This is a genomic window from Rhodococcus (subgen. Prescottella) equi, from assembly GCF_003013675.1.
In the GTDB taxonomy this organism is placed as follows: Bacteria; Actinomycetota; Actinomycetes; order Mycobacteriales; family Mycobacteriaceae; genus Prescottella; species Prescottella equi.
The window spans coordinates 2,924,550-2,946,863 of record NZ_CP027793.1 but is presented as its reverse complement, the minus strand read 5'-3'; the positions used below and the strand labels follow the sequence as shown (position 1 = coordinate 2,946,863).

25 protein-coding genes and 1 pseudogene are annotated in these 22,314 nt (G+C 68.8%); 13 read left to right on the top strand and 13 right to left on the bottom strand.

Going from position 1 to position 22,314, the window contains the following annotated elements; translation table 11 throughout:
- Positions 1-1,008, bottom strand: coding sequence for an SRPBCC family protein (locus C7H75_RS13760; protein WP_081186914.1), 1,008 nt, complete (start codon positions 1,006-1,008; stop codon positions 1-3).
- Between the two features lie 5 nt (positions 1,009-1,013).
- Positions 1,014-1,754, bottom strand: coding sequence for a hypothetical protein (locus C7H75_RS13755; RefSeq protein ID WP_022596286.1), 741 nt, complete (start codon positions 1,752-1,754; stop codon positions 1,014-1,016).
- Between the two features lie 199 nt (positions 1,755-1,953).
- On the opposite strand from C7H75_RS13755, the gene C7H75_RS25740 reads away from it, so the two are divergent.
- Positions 1,954-2,211, top strand: a complete 258-nt coding sequence (locus tag C7H75_RS25740; RefSeq protein ID WP_080559245.1) for a DUF6480 family protein — start codon at positions 1,954-1,956, stop codon at positions 2,209-2,211.
- 130 nt (positions 2,212-2,341) lie between these two features.
- Positions 2,342-3,048: pseudogene (locus C7H75_RS13750) on the top strand (alpha/beta fold hydrolase); the annotation flags it as partial.
- A gap of 68 nt (positions 3,049-3,116) precedes the next feature.
- On the opposite strand, the gene C7H75_RS13745 reads toward C7H75_RS13750, so the two are convergent.
- From C7H75_RS13745 to C7H75_RS13735, 3 genes are read right to left on the bottom strand one after another with little or no spacing between them, the layout of a single operon-like run.
- Positions 3,117-3,692 carry a DUF488 domain-containing protein gene (locus tag C7H75_RS13745; protein ID WP_084866522.1) on the bottom strand — a complete coding sequence of 192 codons (576 nt, stop codon included), beginning with the start codon at positions 3,690-3,692 and terminating at the stop codon, positions 3,117-3,119.
- 27 nt (positions 3,693-3,719) lie between these two features.
- Positions 3,720-4,481, bottom strand: a complete 762-nt coding sequence (locus C7H75_RS13740) for an MBL fold metallo-hydrolase (protein WP_084866523.1) — start codon at positions 4,479-4,481, stop codon at positions 3,720-3,722.
- Between the two features lie 16 nt (positions 4,482-4,497).
- Entirely contained in the window at positions 4,498-5,784 is a 1,287-nt protein-coding gene (locus C7H75_RS13735; RefSeq protein WP_233281763.1) for an MFS transporter, read from the bottom strand.
- Positions 5,785-6,028: 244 nt separating this feature from the next.
- Between C7H75_RS13735 and C7H75_RS13730 the strand changes: the two genes are divergently transcribed.
- Positions 6,029-6,913: a LysR family transcriptional regulator gene (locus C7H75_RS13730; RefSeq protein WP_106851461.1), complete on the top strand. Its 885-nt coding sequence runs from the start codon at positions 6,029-6,031 to the stop codon at positions 6,911-6,913.
- A gap of 93 nt (positions 6,914-7,006) precedes the next feature.
- Here C7H75_RS13730 and C7H75_RS13725 read toward each other — a convergent pair whose 3' ends face one another.
- Entirely contained in the window at positions 7,007-7,615 is a 609-nt protein-coding gene (locus tag C7H75_RS13725) for a flavodoxin family protein (protein ID WP_084847051.1), read from the bottom strand.
- A 122-nt stretch (positions 7,616-7,737) separates the two neighbouring features.
- Here C7H75_RS13725 and C7H75_RS13720 point away from each other — a divergent pair, with 122 nt between their 5' ends.
- The 5 genes from C7H75_RS13720 to C7H75_RS13700 are packed head-to-tail and all read left to right on the top strand — an operon-like array spanning position 7,738 to position 12,674.
- Positions 7,738-8,310, top strand: a complete 573-nt coding sequence (locus tag C7H75_RS13720; RefSeq protein ID WP_084845011.1) for a D-sedoheptulose-7-phosphate isomerase — start codon at positions 7,738-7,740, stop codon at positions 8,308-8,310.
- Complete coding sequence (locus tag C7H75_RS13715; protein ID WP_084845010.1) at positions 8,307-9,755, top strand: PfkB family carbohydrate kinase; 1,449 nt, start codon at positions 8,307-8,309, stop codon at positions 9,753-9,755. Before C7H75_RS13720 ends, C7H75_RS13715 begins: the two co-directional genes overlap by 4 nt.
- Complete coding sequence (locus C7H75_RS13710; protein ID WP_084845009.1) at positions 9,752-10,441, top strand: SDR family oxidoreductase; 690 nt, start codon at positions 9,752-9,754, stop codon at positions 10,439-10,441. The genes C7H75_RS13715 and C7H75_RS13710 overlap by 4 nt, the downstream gene beginning before the upstream one ends.
- Complete coding sequence (locus tag C7H75_RS13705; RefSeq protein ID WP_084845008.1) at positions 10,432-11,358, top strand: glycosyltransferase family 9 protein; 927 nt, start codon at positions 10,432-10,434, stop codon at positions 11,356-11,358. The genes C7H75_RS13710 and C7H75_RS13705 overlap by 10 nt, the downstream gene beginning before the upstream one ends.
- Before the next feature lie 8 nt (positions 11,359-11,366).
- Positions 11,367-12,674, top strand: coding sequence for a UDP-glucose dehydrogenase family protein (locus C7H75_RS13700; protein ID WP_084847504.1), 1,308 nt, complete (start codon positions 11,367-11,369; stop codon positions 12,672-12,674).
- 11 nt (positions 12,675-12,685) lie between these two features.
- Here the strand turns inward: C7H75_RS13700 and C7H75_RS25970 are convergent, their stop codons facing one another.
- Positions 12,686-12,856: a hypothetical protein gene (locus tag C7H75_RS25970; RefSeq protein ID WP_169819085.1), complete on the bottom strand. Its 171-nt coding sequence runs from the start codon at positions 12,854-12,856 to the stop codon at positions 12,686-12,688.
- A gap of 53 nt (positions 12,857-12,909) precedes the next feature.
- Positions 12,910-13,335 (bottom strand): hypothetical protein, encoded by a 426-nt coding sequence (locus tag C7H75_RS13695; protein WP_013416192.1) that lies wholly within the window; start codon positions 13,333-13,335, stop codon positions 12,910-12,912.
- A 172-nt stretch (positions 13,336-13,507) separates the two neighbouring features.
- Between C7H75_RS13695 and C7H75_RS13690 the strand changes: the two genes are divergently transcribed.
- Positions 13,508-13,984 (top strand): DUF4383 domain-containing protein, encoded by a 477-nt coding sequence (locus tag C7H75_RS13690; protein ID WP_106851460.1) that lies wholly within the window; start codon positions 13,508-13,510, stop codon positions 13,982-13,984.
- 3 nt (positions 13,985-13,987) lie between these two features.
- Here the strand turns inward: C7H75_RS13690 and C7H75_RS13685 are convergent, their stop codons facing one another.
- Genes C7H75_RS13685 through C7H75_RS13675 form a run of 3 tightly spaced genes read right to left on the bottom strand, consistent with a single transcriptional unit; the run spans position 13,988 to position 17,146 of the window.
- Entirely contained in the window at positions 13,988-15,055 is a 1,068-nt protein-coding gene (locus C7H75_RS13685; protein ID WP_069856415.1) for an NAD-dependent epimerase/dehydratase family protein, read from the bottom strand.
- Between the two features lie 2 nt (positions 15,056-15,057).
- On the bottom strand, positions 15,058-16,662 hold the full coding sequence (locus C7H75_RS13680) for a phytoene desaturase family protein (protein WP_084845006.1): 1,605 nt from the start codon (positions 16,660-16,662) through the stop codon (positions 15,058-15,060).
- Between the two features lie 4 nt (positions 16,663-16,666).
- Positions 16,667-17,146 carry an SRPBCC family protein gene (locus C7H75_RS13675; RefSeq protein WP_022596242.1) on the bottom strand — a complete coding sequence of 160 codons (480 nt, stop codon included), beginning with the start codon at positions 17,144-17,146 and terminating at the stop codon, positions 16,667-16,669.
- A gap of 190 nt (positions 17,147-17,336) precedes the next feature.
- Here C7H75_RS13675 and C7H75_RS13670 point away from each other — a divergent pair, with 190 nt between their 5' ends.
- Complete coding sequence (locus C7H75_RS13670; RefSeq protein WP_005512847.1) at positions 17,337-17,816, top strand: DUF6098 family protein; 480 nt, start codon at positions 17,337-17,339, stop codon at positions 17,814-17,816.
- Positions 17,817-17,837: 21 nt separating this feature from the next.
- Entirely contained in the window at positions 17,838-18,272 is a 435-nt protein-coding gene (locus C7H75_RS13665) for a hypothetical protein (RefSeq protein ID WP_005512848.1), read from the top strand.
- Positions 18,273-18,336: 64 nt separating this feature from the next.
- Here C7H75_RS13665 and C7H75_RS13660 read toward each other — a convergent pair whose 3' ends face one another.
- Positions 18,337-18,840, bottom strand: coding sequence for a hypothetical protein (locus C7H75_RS13660; RefSeq protein ID WP_233281762.1), 504 nt, complete (start codon positions 18,838-18,840; stop codon positions 18,337-18,339).
- Between the two features lie 157 nt (positions 18,841-18,997).
- On the opposite strand from C7H75_RS13660, the gene C7H75_RS13655 reads away from it, so the two are divergent.
- Positions 18,998-20,221, top strand: coding sequence for a DICT sensory domain-containing protein (locus C7H75_RS13655; RefSeq protein WP_084847115.1), 1,224 nt, complete (start codon positions 18,998-19,000; stop codon positions 20,219-20,221).
- Positions 20,222-20,262: 41 nt separating this feature from the next.
- On the top strand, positions 20,263-21,429 hold the full coding sequence (locus C7H75_RS13650) for a DICT sensory domain-containing protein (RefSeq protein WP_084847502.1): 1,167 nt from the start codon (positions 20,263-20,265) through the stop codon (positions 21,427-21,429).
- Here C7H75_RS13650 and C7H75_RS13645 read toward each other — a convergent pair.
- Complete coding sequence (locus tag C7H75_RS13645; RefSeq protein ID WP_084847114.1) at positions 21,377-22,180, bottom strand: SDR family NAD(P)-dependent oxidoreductase; 804 nt, start codon at positions 22,178-22,180, stop codon at positions 21,377-21,379. The genes C7H75_RS13650 and C7H75_RS13645 overlap by 53 nt on opposite strands.
- Between the last annotated feature and the right edge of the window lie 134 nt (positions 22,181-22,314).

Genomic DNA, 22,314 nt, shown 5'->3' with positions numbered 1-22,314 from the left:
TTACTCCTTCCGGGAACCGGCTTCCGCTCGCTCACCGTCGTCGGTTTCCGCATCCTCCGGTTCCTCGTCTTCGTTCTCGTCCGGCTCCTCGTCCACCTCGTCGTACTCGTCGGGTTCCTCTTCGTCGCCCTCGTCGCCCTCGGTGTCCTCGTCTTCGGGTTCTTCGTCCAGGTCCTCCTCGGGAACCACCTCGCCGTCACGGATCTCGCCGTGCCAGCCCTCGACGTCGTCCGGGTGCAGGAGGGTCTGGATCATGACTTGGCGGCGGAAATGTTTGAGTTCGAGTCGGATTCGACGTCCCTGTGCCCGCCAGATGTTGCCGGTCTTCTCGAAGAAGCCTTGCGGGTGGTATTCGATCACGACCAGCACCCTGGTGAGGTCGGGTGTGAGTTCGTGGAAGGTGACCGCGCCGTCGAGATACCCCTTGTCGCCCTTGGAACGCCACACGATGCGTTCGTCCTGAACCTGTTCCAGGATGGTGGACTCCCACGAGCGGTGGGACCAGAAGACCTGCGCCTTCCACCTCAGCTTCTCGTCCGAGATCTGTTCAACCTGCTCGAGTTTCTTCATGAACCGGGGAAAGTCGGCGAACTGGGTCCACTGGTCGTACACCAGATCGACCGGTGCGCCGATGTCGATCTGTTCGACGATGTTGGTGATCTTGTCCCTCTTGCCCTTACCTTTGCCCTTGCCGCCACCAGTGAGCGCTTGCTTGAGGTCCTGGCCCTTCTCCTTGATCTTTCCGGTCACCGACGACATGCCGGCCTTGAGCGCGACCTTCGCGGGCGACTCGCCCTGCGCCAGCCCGGTCACGGCGGACGCGAGACCTCCACTTCCGCCGCCCTCGGTGAACTGGTCGAGATTGCCCACGGTCGACGAGACGGTGTCGGTCAGCGACTTCACCCCCTTCTGGGCGACGGCGCCGACGAGATGCTGCAGGGACGACTTGAGCTGATCCGCGCCAGGCGTGGTTGCCTTCTCGTCGGTCCCTTCCTGCGTTGTGGTCATCACCCTCACCTCCCGGTCCGTCGCACGGGTGCATCGGCGGCCGTCGCGGACCGCGTGCGGGTGCGCGACGTGGACTCGGAGTCCTTACGTGTGCGCGGCGTGCCGCGTCGCGCCGCCGAGCCGCGCGCGGAAGACCTGCGCCGGGGGGCCGCGTCGTCCCGGCCCTCTTCGTGATCGGATCCCACGTCCTCGTCGCTCTCCGTGCCGCCGGCATCTCCCGTATCGGCGTCATCTGTGTCTGCTGCGGACTTCGTCCGCTTCGTCCGTTGCCGAGAGGAAGTGGACTTCGGAGTCGCGGATTCGGCTGTGGCTGTGTCCTTCTCGCCCTTCTCGCCCTTCTCGGCCTTTCCGTCCTGCTCTTCCTCGTCTTCGTCGTCCTTCCCGCCGCCCAGCAAGCCCTCGCCGACCTTGCCGACGGTGTCGCCGACGTCCTCGCCCACCTTGCCGACGCTCTCGCCCACGCCGGACCCGACACCTTCGATGCGGTTGGTGAGGGCGTCGATCCGGTTGCTCGCGGCCGCGACCGCCGCCCGCTTTGCGGCGTCGGTGAGTTCACCCCGGACACTTTCCGTGAGTTTGCCGACCTCGGCGGACTCCCCGAGCCGTTTGATTCCTTCCCGAACCAGTTGGCGTGAGTTGTCGGGAAGACGTCCCGTCGCTCCCGCGCCCGCGAGCATCAGCGCAACCTTCATCTTTCGCGTTCGGCCCAGGAAGTAGCCGGCCGCGACACCGAGTGCGACTCGCATGCCACCTTTCATGACCTGTCCTTCGTACGGGGGAGGGACATGCCCGGTACCCCACCGGCCCGGATCGCCGCGCTCCACCCGTTTCGGTTAGCCGCTGCGACGCCCGCACAAACACCGATTTCGGAAACCGACGGGACTCGGGGCGAATGACTCGCGGCGCCCCTGGGTACTCGGATCCAAAGGCGACCAGGAGGACGAGATGACCGATCCACGCGCAGCCGAAAGCCCCGACCCCGACCCCCGCAACACCCCGGACCTGGAACCAGGTGGGGGCGTGCCCGCAGGGTCCACTCCGCCCGCATCCGGCGGAACCTCGGGTGTGTCGGAGCACGAGCCCGACACCCGCCACGGATTTCCGGCGACTGGTGCCGCCACGATCGTGGTGGTCGGTCTCATCGTGATCGTCTTCGCCGCGGTGGTGGTCGCGCTCATCCTGATGGCGACCGGCGTCTGGTGATCCGAGCGCCGTCGGGAGGCCGCCCGTTCCGGGTTCGCGTCGAGCGGGGGCACCACTGTCGGCGACGCGAACCTTGAATGGGCGATCAACATCGTCATCACCCCGATCGGGGGTGACGTCGGTCAGCCGTGCGGCCGCCTGGGTACAGCTGATGGGACGGCTCGGCTACGACCGGTTCCTCGCGCACGGCGGCGACTGGGGCGGCAACATCACCACGGTGCTCGCGGGCCGGTCCCGGGGCACGTTCTCGGCGTCCACACCCTGTTCGCGGAGGCGCCGCCGGGGTTGTCCACGGACGGGCTGACGGCGGACGAGCGCCGGTCGACCGAGGAGACCCGCGACTTCTGGCACCACCGGGCGGCGTACGCGAAGCAGCAGTCCACGCGGCCGCAGACCATCGGCTACTCGCTGGTCGACTCCCCGGTGGCGCTGCTCGCGTGGATCCTCGACAAGTTCGCCGAGTGGTCGGACACCGAGGACAGCCCCTTCGAGACGATCTCCATGGACGCGATCCTCGACGACGTCACGCTGTACTGGTTGACGCGGACCGGCGCCTCGGCGGCCCGCATCTACTACGAGAGCCACAACTCGCTCGATCCCGAGCTTCGGGTCGACGTGCCGTCCGCGATCACCATGTATCCCCGCGACATCGAGAAGTGCCCACGCCCGTGGGCGGAGCAGCGGTATAGGCGGATCGTCCGATGGCAGGAACCCGAGACCGGCGGTCACTTCCTGTCGCTGGAGGTCCCTGACTATTTCGTCCGGGATCTGCAGGAGGGTCTGGCGGCGGTGCTCGCCGTCACTCGGACAGCGACGCCGTCTGGTGGGACCACATAGTTCGGATCGGATCGTCGGAGTAGGCGCCGCAGGTTGCCGCGCACACACCGACAGCTCCGAGGCGGCGGCTACGGTGATCCGGCCGCAGGCGCCGGGTCGGGCGGATAGGTGACCACCCCGTCCGGGCCCACCAACGCAGCCGCGCCCCATTGCCCCAGCCGATGCGGCCGTGGCGCGGCGTTGTTCACCAGATGCACCACGCTCCAGCCGCGGGCGGTCAGTGTGTTCGCAATCAGCAGGCGGTGGCAGCGCCACGGCATCGGCTCGCCGCACATGATCGCGACGTGCCGATCGGCGGCCAATGTGGTGAGTCGCTTCAGGCCCGCGTCGAAACCTGCGGTGAGCGTGTAGTCGGCGTAGTTCTTGAAGCTCGTGTTCTGCCAGCCGGCGTTGATCGTCGGGTCGACGTCGTGCTGCTTGGGCCGCCGACCGGCGAGCTCGGTGAGATGGAGGTACTCGATGTCTGCGGCACCCAGCCACGCGGTCATCTCGTCGGCGTCGAACTGCGGACTGCGCCGCGATCCCGGCATCTTCCGCACGTCCACGATCATGTCGATGTCGGCCTGCGTGAGCGTGTCGAGCACGACGGACGGCGGGCAGGTCCAGTGCCCGATCGTCCACAGTTCACCCGGTTCGGCGCTCATGGCCCCATGCTCGCAGCAATGCGACGATCACACCGGGTACGCGCGCGAGCGCGCGGTTTCACGCGCCAGATCGACGGCGGCCGCGATCGCCATCGACACCACTGGGCCGTGGCCCGGCAGGACGGTGTCCGCATTCAGCGTCGCGAGGTGGTCGAGTGCTGCTGCGAGTGTGTCCCCGTGACCGTGGTCGAAGACCGGCGGAAGCAGTTGCGGGCCCTGAGTCTTTGACAGCGGATGTGCGGTGACCAGGGCATCACCGGTGACGATGACACCGTGCTGCGGCAGATGGAACGCGGTGTGCCCGGAAGTGTGGCCGTGGGTGGCCACCGGCACGGGGCCGCCCGGGAGGTCCAGGGGGCGACCGGAGGTGACGGCCTGCGCGTTCACGGACACCGACCTGGTGGCACCGGCGCGGGCGATGCGCAGCAGCCACGGCAGCACGCCGTGCCTGTGCAGCATCGGGATGAAGTCCCTACCGGCGGCCTGCTCGAGGTACTCCCGACGCGCGTGCGCCACCTCGGTGGGATCGGTGAAGACGGGAATTCCGTAGCGCTCATGGAACGCGACGATCGCGCCCATGTGGTCGACGTGCGCATGCGTGAGCAGCATGCCCTGCACATCCTCCGGCCGCCGGCCCAGCGATCGGATCGCCCCGTCGACCGCGGCCACATCGCCTGGATAGCCGCCGTCGATCAGAGTGAGCGCGTCACCATCTCGCAGGAGCACGAAGTTCACATGCGTTCCGCTGCCACGGAACACATCGGGCGCTACTTCCTCAACCGTCGTCACGGGAATCGATTGTGACTCAGATTCGGCGGATACGGCGGCGCGGGGGAGCCAGAGCGGTGCCGCTGCCAGGACGCTCGCCCACGACGAAGGCGGCCGCCCCGCCGGGCCGGTGAATTGTCCGGGTGCCCGTCCGATGATGACGCTCGGCCCGGGTCACTCGACCTCCGACGCGCCGACCGGCTTGCTTCCGCGGATTCGAAGGATTCCCGGCTATTGCGAACAGCAAGGCGATCGACGCGGTTCCTGCGGCGATCCAGAAAACGAGACTGGGGCCGGCGCGGTCATAGACCTGTCCGCCGCCGAAGGCGCCGAACGCGATGCTTGCATTGAAGATGCCGACCCAGAGGGCGGATACGGCTTCCCGATGGGGAGTCGACTGAGCGACCCACGTCTGAGTTCCCACGGATACTCCTCCGTAGAACAGGCCCCATGCGGCCATCAGCAAGGCGGCAGCCGTCGCGGTGGTTGCCACGACAGGGAATGCGGCTAGTGTCGCGGCGATTCCCAAACTGATGACGGCCGCCACTTTGCTCGGAGCCTTCACGGCAATCGGCCCAGCGGTGAAATTGCCCACGACGCCGAGGATGCCGTAGATGAGGAGCAGTGCGCCGATCAAGGAAGCGCTTATGTCGGTGAAGGATTCGAGGGCCGGACGGATATAGGTATAGGCGGCGAAGTGTGCGGTGACGAGGAAGGCGGTAAGGGCGAGTCCCGACCGGACTCCCGGGGATCGAAGGGCTGCCGCGAGACTCCCGAGTTGTAGAACGCCTTCGGACGGCATATTCGGCACGACGAGGGGCATCGCGAGGGCGATCACGGTCGCGGCTGCGGCGAGAGTCCAGAACGCTGCGCTCCACCCCGCTCGGTCGCCGATGTAGGTGCCGGCTGGAACACCGACAACCGAGGCGACGGCGATTCCACTGAAGATGACGGTGGTCGCGATCCCGACGGAACTGCCCCTAACCAGCCTGGGACCCATGCTTGCGGCGAGTGCCCAAACTCCACCCATGCTCAGTCCGAGAAGAACACGTGCGACCGCGAGCACGGTGAAGCTTGTTGCGAGGGCGGTGAGGGCGTTCGCAGTCGCAACAAGCAACATCAGGACGATGAGCGTCGACCGTCGGTCGATTCGGCTGGTAACGGCCGGGATGAACGGGGCGGATGCGGCAGCCACCAAGCCTGTGATCGTCAGCGAAAGACCGATCGTCCCTTCATTTTCGGCCAGCGTGGCGCCGATGGGTGTGAGAAGTCCGACGGGCATCATCTCCGCCGCGACGACCACGAACGTGGCCGACGCGACCAAAGCTACTGCTCCCCAGTGGTTCCGGTTCGGAAGCTCCGAGGTCTGCAAGGAGCGAGAAGTCGGGCAGTTCTGTCGTGACATCGGTGTCGGTGCGGAGGGAGACATACGACAAGGGAACCGGCGCGCCGCAGAGTGATCAACGGCGAATCGATCATCGACTCATTAGCGAGATTCATCGATAGGGTGGGAAGATCCGCTGACGGTGGGTTCGAGAGATCGGGGTGACGAGGTGTCGGAGCTACCCATGCGCGAGATCGAGTGCTTTCTCACTCTCGCCGAGGAACTGCACTTCGGACGAACCGGAGAGCGGCTGTGCATCTCGCAGAGCCGCGTGAGTCAGTTGATCAGCGCATTGGAGCGGCGCATGGGTGCGCGCCTGGTGACACGCACGAGCCGACGAGTCCAACTCACCGAGTTCGGGGCCGACTTCCTCGTTTCCTTGGCGCCTGCCCATCGCGCACTCGTCAATGTCGTCGAAGAGGCGAAGTTGCGCGCACGCGATGCGACGACGCCGCTCCGAGTCGGCTTTCAGGGTGCGATCTACGATTCGATTGCGAGGGCGATCCGTCAATTCGAATTGCAGCACCCGCGCACTTCTGTACACATCAGGGAGTTGCCGCTGGGCGATCCGTTCAGTGATGTGCTGGCCGGTCGCATCGATGCTGCGGTGGTACTGCTTCCCGTCGAAGAGCCCGAGTTGGTGACCGGTCTCGTCTTCTCCCGTCAACCTCAGACGCTGGCGGTCTCGGTCGACCATCCGTTCGCCGGAGCGGGAGAACTCAGGGCCGAGCAATTGGCGGAGATCACTTTGGTGCCGATCACCGGTCCCGCGCCGGATTATTGGCGACGCGCGCACTCCCCGCGATCGACACCGGGCGGAGTGCGGATTCACACGAGGGGAGGGGCGAGCACGGTTCAGGAGGGGCTTTCGCAGGTTGCATCCCACCGCGGCGGTCTCCTTCTGTGTGCGGCGACGGCCGCATACAGTCAGCGGGCCGACATCGCCTTCGTACCCGTGCACGGGCTTCCCGATTCCGCGCTCGCGCTGGTCTGGCGCGACGATAACGAGAGCCCCCGCGTCCGCCACTTCGCGTCCGCCATTGAGATGGCGCTCGATCGCGCGTCGTGAACATGTGATCAGGTCTGCCGAGGCTCAGCGAGGCGGTCTCAGCCGTCGCCATGGGCACACCCTGAAGGCGTCGGCGCTGGGCGACCGGTTCGGTCAGGTCGCCGGATACCGGTTCTCCCGCAGCACGCGAGCGAGGTGTGCCGCGTTCGCGGCGAGCGTCGCGTTCGTCGAGGCCACGGCCTCGGGCACGTCGCCGAGATCGTTGTAGTCGCCGGGAGTCATCGCCTCCCCGTTCCAGTACGTGCAACCTTGGGCCGGCACCGAGAAGCCGATGTCGTTCAATGCCTGGAACAGGCTCGCGACGATGGCGTGGGCGCCGTCCTCGTTCCCGACGACCGCGGCTGCCGCGACCTTGTCGAACAGGATCGGACGCCCCTCGTCGTCGGTTTCCGAGAGTTCGGCGTCGAGACGTTCGAGGACGCGTTTCGCGACGCTCGACATCTGTCCGAGCCACGTGGGCGTCGATATCAGCACGATGTCGGATTCGAGGACCGCGCGGCGCAGTGTCGGCCACTGGTCGCCCTCTCCCATGTCCTTCTCGACGCCGGGAGCGACGTGATGGTCCACGACCCGCATCGTGCGTCCCGAGACGCCGTGCTTTTCGAGTTCGGCGAGGACCTGCCGGGCGATCAGGTCGCTGCTGGAGGGGGCCGGAGAAGCCTTGAGTGTGCAGACGAGAGCGAGCGCAGTCGGTTCGGTCATGCCTGCGGATACCCAGGCCGGGGCGGGCTCACGCATGTTCCGCGGAATCCGCAAGGTCGGTGTTTGGGGCCGGTCGGCACGGGTAGCCCGTGATCGCCCGTACTCGGAACTGGGAGGCCCCGATGCCCGAGCACCTCGACGACCATGCAGCGCAACTTCACGCGGCCCTGGACGGCGTGGTCGCGGCGACGCCCCGCCTCGAGCGGTGGGGCCGGCATCTCGCCGCGGTCCTGCCCTCGGGAGCGAGGCTGTTGACATGTGGAAACGGCGGCAGTGCGGCGGAGGCGCAGCACCTCACCGGCGAGCTCGTCGGCCGGTTCGAAGGGGAGCGGATGCCACTGTCCGCGATCGCTCTTCACGCCGAGACCTCGTCGGCCACGGCGATCGCCAACGACTACGGCCTCGACGAGATCTTCGCGCGCCAGGTCCGCGCCCATGCCCGCGCCGGCGACGTGCTGCTCTGCCTGTCCACGAGTGGCCGCAGTCCGAACGTCCTCACCGCAGCCAAGGCGGCCCACGAGTTGGGTGTCACGACGTGGTCCATGACGGGGCGCGAACCCAACCCGCTGGCGGCGGTGGTGGACGAGGCCATCGCGGTGGACGCGCCCCGGGTCTCCACGGTGCAGGAGATCCACCTGGTTCTCGTGCACGCGTTGTGCGCCGAGATCGACACCGCCCTGAGGTTCGAGCAGTGACCCGCGTCGTGGTGCTCGGGGACTCGCTCCTCGACGTGGACCTCGAGGGCCGTGTCGACCGGCTGTCGCCGGAGGCGCCGGTCCCGGTGTTCGACACCGACAGCGTCCGGGTGCGTCCGGGCGGCGCCGCGCTGGCCGCCGTGCTGGCGGCCCGCGACGTCGGCGAGGTGGTGCTGGTGACAGCGGTGGCCGCCGACGCCGAGGGGCGGCGACTGGTCGAACTCGTTTCGGAACACTGTGACGTGGTCCCGATCGACCTGCTGGGGGCGACAGTGACCAAGACCCGGATCCGTACCGACGTCCAGCACCTGCTGCGGATCGACTCCGGCGACGGCACCACCGCAGGCACGCCCGTGACCTCCGCGGTCGAGCGAGCGCTGGCGGGGGCGGACGCGATCGTCGTTGCCGACTACGGGCGAGGAACGACGCGGCATCGGGGCCTCCGGGCCCTGGTCGCGTCCCGGGCCCGGGTGGCTCCGGTGGTCTGGGATCCGCATCCGCGCGGGGCGGCTCCCGGCGCGGAGTGCGCGTTGGCGACGCCGAATCTGCGGGAGGCCTACGGTGCGCTCGGCGGCGGCGCCGACGCGCTGGTGCCGGCCGAGGCCGGGCGGCGCCTGCTCGGGCAGTGGGGAACACGAGCCGTTGCGATCACCCAGGGCCCGGCCGGTGCCACCGTCGTCGAACGGGGGCGGCGGGTCCACGTGGTCCCGGTCCCGGAGACGCCGGTGACGTTGCGGACCGGCCGGCCGGACACGTGCGGCGCCGGCGACCGCTTCGCCGCGGCGGCCGCGGCCGCGCTGGGCGGTGGTGCGTCGGTGACCGAAGCGGTCACGGTCGCGGTCGATCACGCGTCCCGGTTCGTGTCCGCGGGCGGCGCGGGGTCGATGGCCTCCGTGGACCGCGGGGCGGCATCGAGCCGGGTTCGTCGTCCGAGCCGATCCTGCTCGGACGCTTTCGCACTCGCCGATCGCGTGCACCGGGACGGAGGCCGGCTGGTGGCGACCGGCGGGTGCTTCGACCTGGTCCATCCGGGTCATCTCCGCCTGCTGCGCGAGGCCGCGGCACTCGGCGACGCACTGGTGGTGTGCCTGAACTCTGATTCGTCCGTCCGCGGGCTGAAGGGGGCCGGGCGCCCGGTGCTCGGGCAGGACGTGCGCGCGGCGATGCTGCGCGAACTCGACACCGTCGACGCGGTGGCGGTGTTCGACGACGACACGCCGACCCGCCTGCTGGAGCGGTTGCGACCGGACGTGTGGGTGAAGGGCGGGGACTATCGACCGGCCGATCTCCCCGAGGCCGAGACCGTGCGGCGGAACGGCGGCGAGGTCCGCACCGTCCCGCCGCTCGGCGACTACTCGACCACCAAGGTCGTCGCCGCGATCGAATCGCATCACGAAGCTTTCCGGGGCCGGGCCGGTCTCGGATCCGAAGGGAGGAATCCGTGATCGACATCGGCAACGTGCTCATCTCGGGCGGAGCGTCGGGCCTGGGCGCCGCGACCGCGACCGCCGTCGCCAAGGCGGGAGGAACGCCGCTCGTACTCGATATGGCGGTGCCCGACGCGGAACACGCCTATCGGCTCGTGGACATCGCGGACAGTTCGGCGGTCGCCGAGGCCACCGCCGAACTCGCAGGCAGCGTGGGCGGCCGACTCGACGGGGTGTTCACCGCCGCCGGCATCGACTGCTGCGGCAGGCTGGACGAGGTCGCCGCAGCCGACTGGGAGCGCGTCGTCGCCGTCGACCTGATGGGGACCGCGGCCGTCGTCCGTGCGGCACTGCCGCATCTGGCCAGCCCGTCCGGCCGCATCGTGACGTGCGCCTCGACCCTTGGTCTGAAGGCGGTGAGCGACGCGACTGCCTACTGCGCGGCGAAGTTCGGTGTCGTCGGTTTCACCCGGGCACTCGCGGCGGAGACGGCGGGACGATACGGCGTGACCCTGCTGGTGCCCGGTGGCATGGACACGTCGTTCTTCGACGGGCGCACCGCGCAGTACCGTCCGCCCCCGGACGCCCACCTGAACCGGCCGGAGGACGTGGCCGCGACCGTGATGTACGCGCTGGGGCAGCCGGAGGGGTGCGAGATCCGCGAGATGGTCGTGTGCGCCTCCGAAGAGTCGTCGTGGCCGTGAGCGACGTGCTGGTGCTGCGTGCGCTCGGGGTGGGTGACCTGGCGACCGCGGTCCCGGCGTTGCGTGCGCTGCGGCGCGAGTTCCCGAACGCACGTCTGCGCCTGGCCACGCCGATCGGGCTGCGGGACCTCGTCGGCCTGATCGGCGGGATCGACGACATCGTGCCGACGTCCGGGCTGCGCGCCATGGCCGTGCACACCCGTCCCGACCTGGCCGTCAATCTCCACGGCCGGGGCCCGCAGAGCACGACGTTGCTGCGCGGCGCGGGACCGGGCGGCGTCTGGTGTCATCGCGATCCGGGCATCGGCGCTGACGGCCCGGAATGGGACGAGCATCTGCACGAGGTCGATCGTTGGTGCGCGCTGCTGCGGCACCACGGGGTGCCCGCCGATCCGACGGAACTGCGGATCCGACGACCCCGATCGGCGCCCGTCGAGGGTGCGATCGTGGTCCACCCCGGCGCGGCGAGCGCGGCCCGCCGCTGGCCCGCAGCTCGGTTCGCCGCCGTGATTCGCGAACTGTGGAGTGCGTACGGGGGAGCCGTCGTGGTCACCGGGGGTCCGGGGGAAGGCGGACTCGTCGACGACGTGTGCCGGGCCGTCGGATCGGGTGTCCCGGTCCGGCGTGCGGTCCCGTGTCGGCTCGGCGAACTCGCCGCGCTGGTCTCGCATGCCCGGCTGGTCGTCTGCGGTGACACCGGAATCGCCCATCTGGCAACGGCGTTCGGGACGCGATCGGTGGTGCTGTTCGGGCCCACACCGCCGCGGACGTGGGGTCCGCGGGTGGACCGACATCTGCACACGGTGTTGTGGACCGGCCGGCGCGGCGACCCGCACGGTGCGCGTCTGGACCCCGGTCTGGCGGACATCGAGGCGGCCGACGTCGTGGCCGCCGCGTCCGTGCAACTGGAGAGGTGAGGTGCGCGATGTCCGCAGGTCCGGTGGGCGTAGTGGGGGCCGGGTACGTGGGGCTGACGACGGCGGCCTGTCTGTCGCACCTGGGCCACTCGGTGCGGTGTGTGGACAGCGATGCGACCCGAGTCGAGCGGTTACGGCGGGGTGTGGTCGACATTCTCGAGCCGCGTCTCGCCGAGCTCGTGCACGCCGGATTACGCGGCGGGACGGTGTGTTTCGACACCGAACTCGGTGCACTCACCTCGTGCGGTGTCGTGGTTCTCTGCCTGCCCACGCCCTCCGGCCGGGACGGCGCACCCGACCTGGCGAGCGTGACATCGGTGTCCCGACGCATCGCCCGCGAGATCGCGGGACCGGTGGTGCTGGCGGTGAAATCCACCGTCCCGCCGGGAAGCGCTCGCACACTGCAGGATTCACTCGGCCGCGGCCGTATCGACGTGGTCAGCAATCCCGAGTTCCTCCGCGAAGGCCGTTCGGTGGCGGACTTCCTGCGGCCCGAACGGATCGTGGTCGGTGGCGCCGACAGCGCCGCCGTCGACGCCGTCACGTCGCTGTACCGGTCGGTTCCCGCGCCGATCTTCCGCACGGACTGGGCGAGCGCCGAACTCGCGAAGTACGCGTGCAACAGCTTCCTCGCGGTCAAGGCGTCGTACACCAACGAACTCGCCGACCTGTGCTCGGCGGTGGGCGCCGACGTGACCGAGGTGACCGCGGTGATGGCGGCGGATCCGCGAATCGGAGGTGCGTTCCTCGCGCCCGGTCCGGGGTGGGGTGGATCCTGCCTGCCCAAGGACACCTGCGGCATGCTCGACGCCGGGCGGCGGGCGGGGGTGGTGCTGGACACCGTGCGGGCGGCGGTGCGGTCGAACACCCGCCATCGCCGCCGGCTGGTGGCCGACATCGTCCGCGAGCTCACGGGGGAACCGGCGGCATCCCTGGCCGGATATCGGATAGGGGTCCTCGGTCTGACCTTCAAGGCCGGCACCGGCGACGTGCGGGAGTCGCCCGCGCTGGCGGTCGTCCACGAACTGTGTGTCCGCGGCGCGATCGTGACCGCGTACGACCCGGCATGCGGCTCGGGGCGGGCATCGGCCGTGGACGCGGACGGCGAGTTCCAGGTGGTCGACGAACCGGCGGCGGCGGTGAAGAGCGCGTCGGCCGTGGTGGTCCTCACCGAATGGCCCGAGTTCCGGACCGTCGACTGGCGCGCCGCGGCGCGAGAAGTGCAGCGGCCGCTCGTCATCGATGCGCGAAACCTGCTCGATCCCGCGGCTCTGGAGGCCTGTGGCTTCTCCTACCGCGGGATCGGCAGGCCGTGAGCGCGGCAGACTTACGATTCGCCGTTGCGGCGCTCCCGGTGCACGTCGTTCATCTGCCGGGTCTTGCCCTCGGCGGTACCGGCTTCCGGGGTGGGCGAGTTGCCCTGGCGCCTGCGATACCACCAGCGCACGTTGATCGCGGCGACGATCACCACGAGTGCGACGATGACGAGTATTTCCATCTGCTGATCCTCCTCGGCGTTCCAGTGCTTCGCTGCCGCGCCGGTTCGCGGCGCTACTTCTCCGGGTGCGTGGTCTCCGGGGGATGGTCCTCGCCCCGGCGGGTACCACCCTGGTGTGCCGGTCCGACCCCGGGGTCGGACTCGGACGGTCGTTCGTGTTGCACGCCGCTCTTCTGTGCCTGCCCGGCGCCGTCGGGATCGCCGGCGCGTGCACGCATGTGCTCGGGGGACTTGGCCTCCTGCTGGCGATCGTCGTACGGCGGTATCGCGGCCTCGTCGGAGGACGCGCCGTGTCCGCCGGCATCCGCGGGCCGCTGCCACCCCGGTTCGCCCGACGAGATCGTCGACTCGTCCTCGAAGGCGCCCTCGCGCCGGTGGTCGCCTGCACTCGGCTCCTCGGCCCCGGTATCGCGGGAGCCCGGCGCGCCCCGCTCCGACTGTGGTTCCTCCTCCAGATGTTCGCCCGGTCGCTGCGTCATGGCTGCCTCCTCGATGTCCGTGCTCGCCGTCCGCCCCTCCGTGGACGTCGGGTACCCATTCGCTGGGTATGCCACACGCTCGATGTCCGTGAGCGGATTTCCCCGCCCGCCGGGGGTTGACCGCCGCGATCGCGGGGTACCCCGCTCGGACCCGAACAGGAAGGGGTACGACATGTCCAGCGACACTCGGCCGACGTCGGCTCGCAAGCGCTCGGCCACCGAGGTGGTGGCGCTGGTCTTCGGTGTCGTGTTCCTCGTCGTCGGAATCGCGGGCTTCATCCCCGGGATCACGACCGACTACGACACGATGACGTGGGCCGGCCACCACTCCGATGCGAAGCTGCTCGGAATCTTCGAAGTTTCCGTCCTGCACAACATCATCCATCTTGCGTTCGGTGTGGCCGGAATCGTGATGGCCCGGAGCATGCAAATGGCGCGGACTTACCTGATCGCCGGAGGCGTGGTCTACTTCGCGGTGTGGATCTACGGTGTGTCGATCAACCGTGACGACGCGGCGAACTTCCTTCCGGTCAACGACGCCGACAACTGGCTCCACCTGGGGCTCGCGGTCGCGATGATCGTCATCGGCGGTTTCCTCCCGCCGATGGAGACGCGCAACGCGCAGCCGGCGTCCAGGCGGATGGACTGACCGTCACGTCGGTTTCCTGGTGCCGACCTCGCCTCGCCGCAGGGCCGACGTCAGCCGCGTGAGCACCGAGCGGTCCTCGAGGACGGGGCTGCCGGTGCCCGCGCGATCGACCATCCCCTCGGCCAGTTCGCGGACGACATCCGGTCCCTCGGTGTGCGCGACCCAACCCAACTCGTCGCGGGCGCGGGCGGGGTCCACGAGCGGAGTCGAGTACGCCAGGTCGATCCAGCCTCCGTCGACGGGTTGCAGGTGCAGCCGCCACGTCACCTGGGCGGCCGCCCGCAGCAGTCGGGACGGGACGTGCAGACCATGGACCGAGAGTCCGGCAAGGACGTCGGCGCCCGTCGCCGGGACGTCGGACGCGATGTTGTAGATCCCGGATTTCCGCTGCCGGGTCGCGAGGACGATCGCCCGCGCCGCCTCTTCGGCGTGCACCGCCGGGATGCACATGCCCCGGTCGATCGGCACCACGGGCGCGAGGCGCAGAACGCCGGCGGGCACCCAGTCGGGAAGAATGTAGTGCAGCAACTGGTTTCCCGCGCGGTACTGACCGATCAGGCCGGCGCGCAGGACCGTCACGGACGGGCCGGCGCCGGAATCGACATGGCGGCGGACGACGTCCTCGGCGGCCACCTTGTCCCGGCTGTAGACCGAGGACCGCACACCGGTGGTGGGCCACGACTCGTCGACGGGCCGCCCGTACGAGCCCGGCGCGTAGACGGCGGAGGAGGACATGTGCACGACGTGCCCGGCGCCGCCCGTCGCTGCGGCCGCGAGCACGGCGCGTGTCCCGTCGACCCCGGTCGCCCGCAGGTAGTGGCGTCGATGGGTGGGCTGGAAACCCCACGCGAGGTGGACGACGGCGTCGGCATCCGCGAACGGGAGTGCGAGTTGCTCGGCGGCGTCGGGGGCGGCGACGTCCACGGTGTGCCAGGCCACGCCGGCGTACGGGGGCTCGTCCGGAGGCCTCCGCCGCGCGATTCCGACGATCTCGTGGTTGCCGTCCTCCCGCAACGCCTGCAACAGGGCCGTGCCGAGGTTCCCGGTGGCGCCGGTGATCGCGATCCGCATCGTCACCCTCGTTTCGCGGAACGCCACACGACGTCCGCCACGACGCGGTTCACGCTTCGCCGGACCGGCGCCCCGATGCCGTGCCGGGCAAGGGCGGCCCGGGCCGCGTTGAGGCCGCACACGCCGTGCACGCCGCCACCGGGGTGCGCCGACGCGCTGGCCAGGAACAGGTTCTTCACGGGAGTCTCCGGCCGCGACGACCCGGGAACGGGACGGAAGATCAGTTGCTGGTGCAACTGGGCGGTTCCGCCGTTGACAGCGCCGTTCACCAGGTTCGCGTCGGCGCGTTCGAGATCCGACGGCCGTTGGACGCTTCGCGCGACGATGTTCGAACCGAAGCCGGGAGCGAAACGCTCGAGCTGTTCGTCGGTGCGCTCGGCGATCTTGTCCGCGCTGGCGTCGTCGGCCACGCCCCGCGGGAGGTGCGTGTACGCCCATGCGCTTTCCGTGCCGTCCGGCGAGCGGGTCGGATCGGCGGTCGTCATCTGGCCCACCAGCAGGAACGGGTGCTCGGGGAGCTCGCCGGCCGCCAGCTGCGTGTGCCACTTCGCGAGCCTGGTGGTATCGCCGCCCACATGCACGGTGCCGGCGCGGCGGACCGAGTCGGCCTGCCACGGAATCGGCTCGCGCAGAGCGTAGTTCACCTTCACCACCGGGGTGTCCCACTCGAAGTTCGCGAGCGCGGCGCGCACGTTCGCAGGCACGACGTCCTGCGGCAGCAGCCGCTCGTAGAGCGCGGGCGCCGACACGTCCGCGAGGACGGCGCGACGAGCCCCGAACGTCCGGCCGTCGGACAGGCGAACCCCCGTTGCCGCGCCGCCCTGCACGGTTACGGCGTCGACGCGACTGTCGCATTCCACCCGGCCGCCCGCCGATTCCAGTCGGCGCACCAGGGCGTCGGTGAGCGCGCCCGCACCACCCACGGGGACCGGGAAACCCACGTCCTGCGCCAGCATCCCTAACAGGAATCCCATCGCCCCGCTGATCGGGGCGTCGGGTGGCACGTCGGCGTGCAGTGCATTGCCGAGGAGCAGGACCTTCGCCGCCTCGCCGGCGAACAGTTCCTGCCCCATCCGGTTCGCCGGCAACAACAGGAACCGGGCGATGCGCAGCGCCTCCGCCGAGCCCAGCTCGCGCAGTAGCTTCACCGGCCCCTTCAGCGGGGGAAACGGGCCGAACAGGGTGTCCAGCAGGGGCTCGCGGATGCGCTCCCACGTCCGGTACAGCTCGAGCCACCGTTCCCCGTCGCCGCTGCGGAACCGCTCCAGTGCGGCTGCGGTGTCCGCGGCCTCGGGAAGGACGGCGGGCGCGTTCGAGTCCTCGGCGTCCAGCGGATGGGCCACCGCGATGGGAGCTCGACTCCACGACAACCCGTGCCGGTCCAGGTCCAGCTCGGCGAACGCGGGCGATACCGCGCTGAGGGGATAGAACGCACTGAACCGGTCGTAGCGGTATCCGGGGTGGAGATCACCGGAACGCACGGCTCCTCCCGGTGTCGGTTCGGCCTCGAGGACCAGCACGTCCCATCCTCGATCCGCGAGGGTGATCGCGGCGACCAGTCCGTTGGGTCCGGCGCCGACGACGATTGCATCCGCCTTCTCCGTCATCCGATCACCCGAGCCTCGGTGCGGTCGAGCCGTCGCGCGGATGGGCGGGGCCCTCCGCGAGCAGTGCCAACCGGCGGATGCACTCCCGGTTGCGCGGCACCGCCGCCAGTTCGACCACGCTCTGCGGAAACCACGACATGGGAGGGGAGGCGAGATGCTCGCCCATCTCGATGACGGTGCCCACCCCGTCGGGGCGGGGACGGACCTGGATTTCGATCCGGGCGCGGCCGAAGGCCTTCGCGCGGGCCAGAAGGGTCAGTGACTTCCCCGGATCCTCCTCGAGAACCTCGGTGTGGTCGTCGATGAGGAACGGCCACAATCCGACCGAATGGTGGATGCGCGCACCGGGGGCGGGCCAGGCGGGGTCCACGGCCCGCATTCGGGACGCGCCGACCACCCAGCCCGGATACCGCCAGCCGTCGGCGAGTACCTCCCACACCTTGTCGGGAGAAGCGGTGGTCTCCCAGTGCGCCTCGAATTTCATGTCTGCCTCTCCGGGTGCTGCTCGGGACCGATCGGAACAGACGGTGTATTCCCGAGGTGCCGAGAAGTGAAACGTGCCCGGCATGGTTGGCCGCGCGTCCGCCCGGGTACACGGACCGTGCCCGCCGTCGTCGAGACGGATGCGAGCATCGGAGGAGCTTCGTGCGATCGAGAGTCCGGAGGACCTACTCGTGACCGGCGCGGTCTCGAATCGAGAGCCGCCGGGGGCGCAGCTCGTCACGATCACCACGTTGGCCGAGCTGGTCGCCCTCACGGCGTCCACACACGGCATCTTCCTGCGCTACTCCGCCGGCCCCGAACGCGATGCCGCAGATTGTCGGAGCCGAGACCGGGAGTCGGACATCGACATGCCGGGCCTGACCGTCACACCACTGTCCCTCGAACCGTGGTGGCCGCGGACTGTCGAGGAATGGATCGCGCGCCGGCTGCACCGTTGCTGCGGCCTCGTCGAACAAGTGCCCGCCGAGCAGGGCTCGGAGCCGGATCGGTTTCCCTGGTTGCTCACCGGCACCGTCATCGGACACAGCCTGGATCTCGAACCGCTGGTCGCCCAGTTCCGTCCGCTGGCCCGAATCCATCGATCCGTGCTCGAGGAGGCCGCTCGCCTGTTCGAGCAGCAGTTCGCTCCCTCCACTCCAACTTCCGAATAGCCGAAGAGAGAGGCAAGTCGCATGAAGAAGATCATCGCCACCGCTCTGGTGGGTGCCGGCGCCGTGCTGCCGTTGGCGGGGTGCGGAGACGGCAACGACGACAACACCGACACCACGATGCAGACGTCGATGGAGATGCCCGCGACCACCGAGACGGAGAGCGAAGAATCGACCCCCACATCGGTCACATCGACCGACCAGCTGGGCACGTTCGATCAGGCGAAGCTCGATGCGTTCGTGGTCGCATTTCGGAGCGGGTACTCGGATCTCTCCGAGGACCGGGACGACGACAGCATCGAGAACATCGTCATCGCGTCCTGCAACGACCTGGCGAACGGGGTCAGCGAGGAGCAGGTCACCGAGAAGATCCGTGTGCTGGCGGCCAACAAGGGAACCGAACCCTCGCAGGATCAGGCCGAACGGATCTACGACATCGTCACACCGGCCTGCCCGTGACACCTCGGCCCGTGACACCTCGGCCCGTGACACCTCGGCCCGACCGCGCCGCGCACCTGTCGAACTAGGCCGTCGCGGCCTCGCGCGGCGCTGTCAGGTGCCCGTACTTCAAATCGGCCCGCACCCAGTGTCCCTGCCGGCAGACCCGGATCAGGGCCTCGTCGAATGCGTCGATCAGCCATTCGTTCGCGGCCTCCACCAGGAACCGTTCGTTGCCGTCGTCGCGAGCGAAGAACTGCACTACCCATCGCGGGGGCTCTGTACGTCGAGGGCTGGATTCGAGGGTGCCGAGCGGAGAGTTGGTGGCGAGGAGGAACCGGTCGAACTCGAACTCCACGCACAGGAGGAACCCGGTGCCGCGACGAACCACGGAGGTCGGTCTGCACGTCGCAATGGCGAGTGCATCGACTTCGTCGCGATAGAGCGAAGACAGATACGCCGCCGTCGGCACCCGCAGTGTGCGCTCCGCGCGCCTCGTGGTCGTGACGGGTGCCGTCGCGAGTTCGTATAACGAAACGGGCACGGAGGGAGCAGTGTCCGCAGTTGGGCTGTCTCCGATTGCTGTCATGCGGCGAGCGTAGACCCCGTGTAGTGCGTATTGAGCTGCGGAAACCGCCGAAATAGCGATGGTCGTCCAACGATACCGAAACGTTATGCAAGGTTATCGAATCGATATGAATTAGGTGCTGAAAGGTTCTGGACCGGGCGTCTGGCATGGTGGGCCGATGGAGACAACTGCACCGGAACCCGCCTCGGCGGGCTCTGCCCCCGCGTTCCATGGCATCCCGCTCCGTGTGCACCGCGCTCCCGTCCGCTGCCTGGACACCGCCGCCCTGACCGCTGTGGAGCTTCAGCTCCGCGGCGCCGAGGATTCTGCCTTCGCGGCTCCCGGTGTCCTACGGGCCACTGCGCGCTCGATGGGTGAGACGGGTCTGCTCGACGAAATCACCCTGGCCGCGGCGCGGGCGTATGCGGAGGAGGAGGCCGCCGTACCGCAGCTGGCTCTACTGGACGTGGAGATCGCTGTGAGTGCGAACCTGGCGGGAGTCGACGACGGTGTGCGCCTCATCGCAACCGTGACCGAGGACGCCGTCATGGCGCATCCGGCACGGGCACTCGGATACATCGCGGCGGCTCGTTCCATGGGATTGGCGATCGCCGTGGACGAGGTGGGTGAGCGCCCGCAGTCGCTGGCGCTCTTGTCCCTGGTCGAGCCGGACGTGATCATCACGTCGGCCGACCTCGTTTCACGCCCCGCTCACGCGTTGACGGCACGGGCAGCGCATGCAGTCGCGGCCTACCGCGAGCGAACCGATGCCCTGGTGATCGCGCGCGGCGTCGACAGCGACCTGCAGCGGCGCCGCGCGCTCGGCGTCGGAGCGCGGTTCGGGATCGGCTCGTTCCCTCCTGCGACAGCCGCATCGGTCGCGGGTCACGGTGACTTCGATCCGGGACCGCGCTCCCGGCCCGAGGGCGCGTCGGACGGGCGTTCGACGCCCTTCACCATCGCTGCACCCGGTCGCCGGACGACGCGCAGCCTCAAGCGACTGTTGGTATCGATGAGCAAGATGCTCGAGATGCAGGCCGCTTCGGCCGGCCAGGACACCATCGTGTTGGGTACGTTCCAGCACGCCGATCATTTCACTCCCGGTTCCAGGCGCCGCTGGGCTCATCTTGCGTCGCAAGTGGCCTACACCGGGATATACGGAGTGGGCATTCAGCCGATGATCGACTTCAACGTCCATCACGCGCCGCTCGACCACACCGACCGACTGGTCGACGAATGGAACGTCGTCGTCCTCGGATCGCACTTCTGCTGTGTGCTGGCCGCCCGGGACCTGCACAAAGGCACGGTCGACAGCGAACGCGAGTTCGAGTATGTGGTCTCCTACGATCGCCGCACCGTGACGCGTTGCGCGCACGCCGTCCTGGAGCGGTTCACCGACTGACGCACACGCGGGTGTCCGGGGAACTGACCTATTCTGCTGCGATGGGTCAGTCGTCGGGTGCGCAGTTGGTGGTTCCGATCTGTCAGCTCGAAGACGGCGAGTGTGTGGCCGTGGTGTGGAACGGCGAGGACGCCGACTGCATTGACCTGTTTCCATCGGACGTCGAGCGCCGGGCGCTTCCGGTTTTCGTTCCCATCACTCGCCGGAGCGCGAACAGGGCCGCGGCCGTCTCCCGTGTGTCGGTTGTGACACCCGGATTGCTGGACGGCGATCCCACGCCGGTCCTCGGACTGATCGACCGTGCCCGCGCCGAGGGCGATCTCATCGCTCTCAGCGGCGTCGGGTCGCACCCGCGAGCCCTCGGCTTACTGCCTTTGATCGAGCCGGATGTGATCGTGGTCGGAGCGGGGGGTTTGTCGAACGGTGCGGACAGCGATCCGATCGCTCTGGCTCAGGCCCTCGCCGCGGTCGTCGAGCGCAGCAACGCGGTCGTGGTCGCCGACGGTATCGACACCGACCGCGACTGCGAGCACGCTCTCGCTCTCGGGATCCGCCACGGCTCGGGCCGGAAGTTCGAATCCCTGAACAGAACTCCCGATCCGATGCGCAGCACTCGGCCCCGACCGCTGCTCGCGGGCCCGACCTGGCAGGTGGACCCCGTCCCGGTCGGCAGCACCCCGTTCTCCCTCATTTCTCCCGGACGCGAACGGATTCGAAGCGTCAAGGGTCTCCTCGTCGAGATGAGCACACAGTTGGAGGAGCAGGCGCGATCGGCCGGCAGTGAGGTCGTCGCCGTCGGAACCTTCCAGCGGCTGCATCACTTTCCCGCGTCCACCGAGCGCCGATGGTCGGACCTCGCCCGCACCATTTCGTTCACGGCGGCGTACGGCGAACAGTTCTCGCCGGCAAGCGATCTGGGGATCCATCGGTATCGGCTGCACCCACACGATCCTCTGATCGACGAATGGAACGTGATCGTCATCGGAGCCCGGTTCGCGTGTGCACTCTCCGCTCTGGATCTGCACACCGGGGGACCCGACGGCAAGCGTGAGTTCGACTACGTCGTCACGTACGACCGCAGCACGATCGTCCGCGCCGCCCGGTCGGTTCTGTGCCGACCCGTAGCGTCGGCGGCAACCGCCGCAGCCGGGGCCGTCAGGAGTCGAGCAGCACTCGGCGACTCGCGGCAATCGGACTCTGCGCGGTGAGTCCACCGTCGAGCACGAGGGTCTGGCCGCTCATGTACCGGGATTCGTCGGACGCGAGATAGACCATTGCCCATCCGATGTCGTCAGGGTCACCGATCATGTCGAGGGCGTTGTGCTGACGAATGTCGTCGATGACGTTCGCCGGAAGGTTGTCCCGGAGCGCCGGTGTCATCACCGCCCCGGGCGCGACGGCGTTGCAGCGAACGCCCTGCTTTCCGTACTGGGTGGCGATGTACTGGGTGAGACGGATGACGGCTGCCTTCGCCGCTCCGTAGGCGCACTGGAGAGTGTCGCCGGAGAGTCCGCCGACGGACACGGTGTTGATGATCGAACCACCGCCCGCCGCGATCATGTGAGGCAGCGCCAACTGTGACGCGACAACGGTGCTGCGGGCGTTGAGCGCCATCGTACGATCCCACTCGTCGAGGTCGAGTCGCAGCAGGTCGAGGTCCTTGCGCGGGTTGCTGCCGCCGACGTGATTGCACAGAACATCGATTCCACTGAATTCTGCGACCGCGTGGTCGATCATCGTGCGGATCGACTCGGCGTCCATCACGTCCACCTCTGTCCCGATTGCTCGCCCACCGGACTCGGACCGGCCGATGGTGGCGGCGGCACTTTCGGCGGCCTCCCGGTCGAGGTCGGCGATCAGAACGTGTGCGCCCTCGGCGACCATCAACTTCGCCGCGGCCTGCCCGATTCCACTTGCAGCTCCGGTGATGACGATCTTCTTGCCGGAAAGTCGGTTCATTCTTGCGCCCTTTCTACGAATGAGTTCGAGCTGGGAACTGGCGATCGGCGTCGGCCGTGTGCCCCGGACCGGTGATCGGGGCGATCACTTCTGCCTCGTGGCGCACCGGGTGGCAGGTCTTCCGATCGGTCGAA

Excerpts from the sequence above, each read along its gene's own strand:
- C7H75_RS25740 (WP_080559245.1), top strand. The coding sequence starts at position 1,954 with ATGACCGATCCACGCGCAGCCGAAAGCCCCGACCCCGACCCCCGCAAC.
- C7H75_RS13660 (WP_233281762.1), bottom strand. The coding sequence starts at position 18,840 with ATGACAGCAATCGGAGACAGCCCAACTGCGGACACTGCTCCCTCCGTG.
- C7H75_RS13685 (WP_069856415.1), bottom strand. The coding sequence starts at position 15,055 with ATGCGGATCGCGATCACCGGCGCCACCGGGAACCTCGGCACGGCCCTG.
- C7H75_RS13665 (WP_005512848.1), top strand. The coding sequence starts at position 17,838 with ATGAAGAAGATCATCGCCACCGCTCTGGTGGGTGCCGGCGCCGTGCTG.
- C7H75_RS13720 (WP_084845011.1), top strand. The coding sequence starts at position 7,738 with ATGCCCGAGCACCTCGACGACCATGCAGCGCAACTTCACGCGGCCCTG.
- C7H75_RS13755 (WP_022596286.1), bottom strand. The coding sequence starts at position 1,754 with ATGCGAGTCGCACTCGGTGTCGCGGCCGGCTACTTCCTGGGCCGAACG.
- C7H75_RS13650 (WP_084847502.1), top strand. The coding sequence starts at position 20,263 with ATGGGTCAGTCGTCGGGTGCGCAGTTGGTGGTTCCGATCTGTCAGCTC.
- C7H75_RS13745 (WP_084866522.1), bottom strand. The coding sequence starts at position 3,692 with ATGAGCGCCGAACCGGGTGAACTGTGGACGATCGGGCACTGGACCTGC.
- C7H75_RS13690 (WP_106851460.1), top strand. The coding sequence starts at position 13,508 with ATGTCCAGCGACACTCGGCCGACGTCGGCTCGCAAGCGCTCGGCCACC.
- C7H75_RS13700 (WP_084847504.1), top strand. The coding sequence starts at position 11,367 with ATGTCCGCAGGTCCGGTGGGCGTAGTGGGGGCCGGGTACGTGGGGCTG.
- C7H75_RS25970 (WP_169819085.1), bottom strand. The coding sequence starts at position 12,856 with ATGGAAATACTCGTCATCGTCGCACTCGTGGTGATCGTCGCCGCGATC.
- C7H75_RS13730 (WP_106851461.1), top strand. The coding sequence starts at position 6,029 with ATGCGCGAGATCGAGTGCTTTCTCACTCTCGCCGAGGAACTGCACTTC.
- C7H75_RS13695 (WP_013416192.1), bottom strand. The coding sequence starts at position 13,335 with ATGACGCAGCGACCGGGCGAACATCTGGAGGAGGAACCACAGTCGGAG.
- C7H75_RS13645 (WP_084847114.1), bottom strand. The coding sequence starts at position 22,180 with ATGAACCGACTTTCCGGCAAGAAGATCGTCATCACCGGAGCTGCAAGT.
- C7H75_RS13675 (WP_022596242.1), bottom strand. The coding sequence starts at position 17,146 with ATGAAATTCGAGGCGCACTGGGAGACCACCGCTTCTCCCGACAAGGTG.
- C7H75_RS13680 (WP_084845006.1), bottom strand. The coding sequence starts at position 16,662 with ATGACGGAGAAGGCGGATGCAATCGTCGTCGGCGCCGGACCCAACGGA.
- C7H75_RS13725 (WP_084847051.1), bottom strand. The coding sequence starts at position 7,615 with ATGACCGAACCGACTGCGCTCGCTCTCGTCTGCACACTCAAGGCTTCT.
- C7H75_RS13760 (WP_081186914.1), bottom strand. The coding sequence starts at position 1,008 with ATGACCACAACGCAGGAAGGGACCGACGAGAAGGCAACCACGCCTGGC.
- C7H75_RS13655 (WP_084847115.1), top strand. The coding sequence starts at position 18,998 with ATGGAGACAACTGCACCGGAACCCGCCTCGGCGGGCTCTGCCCCCGCG.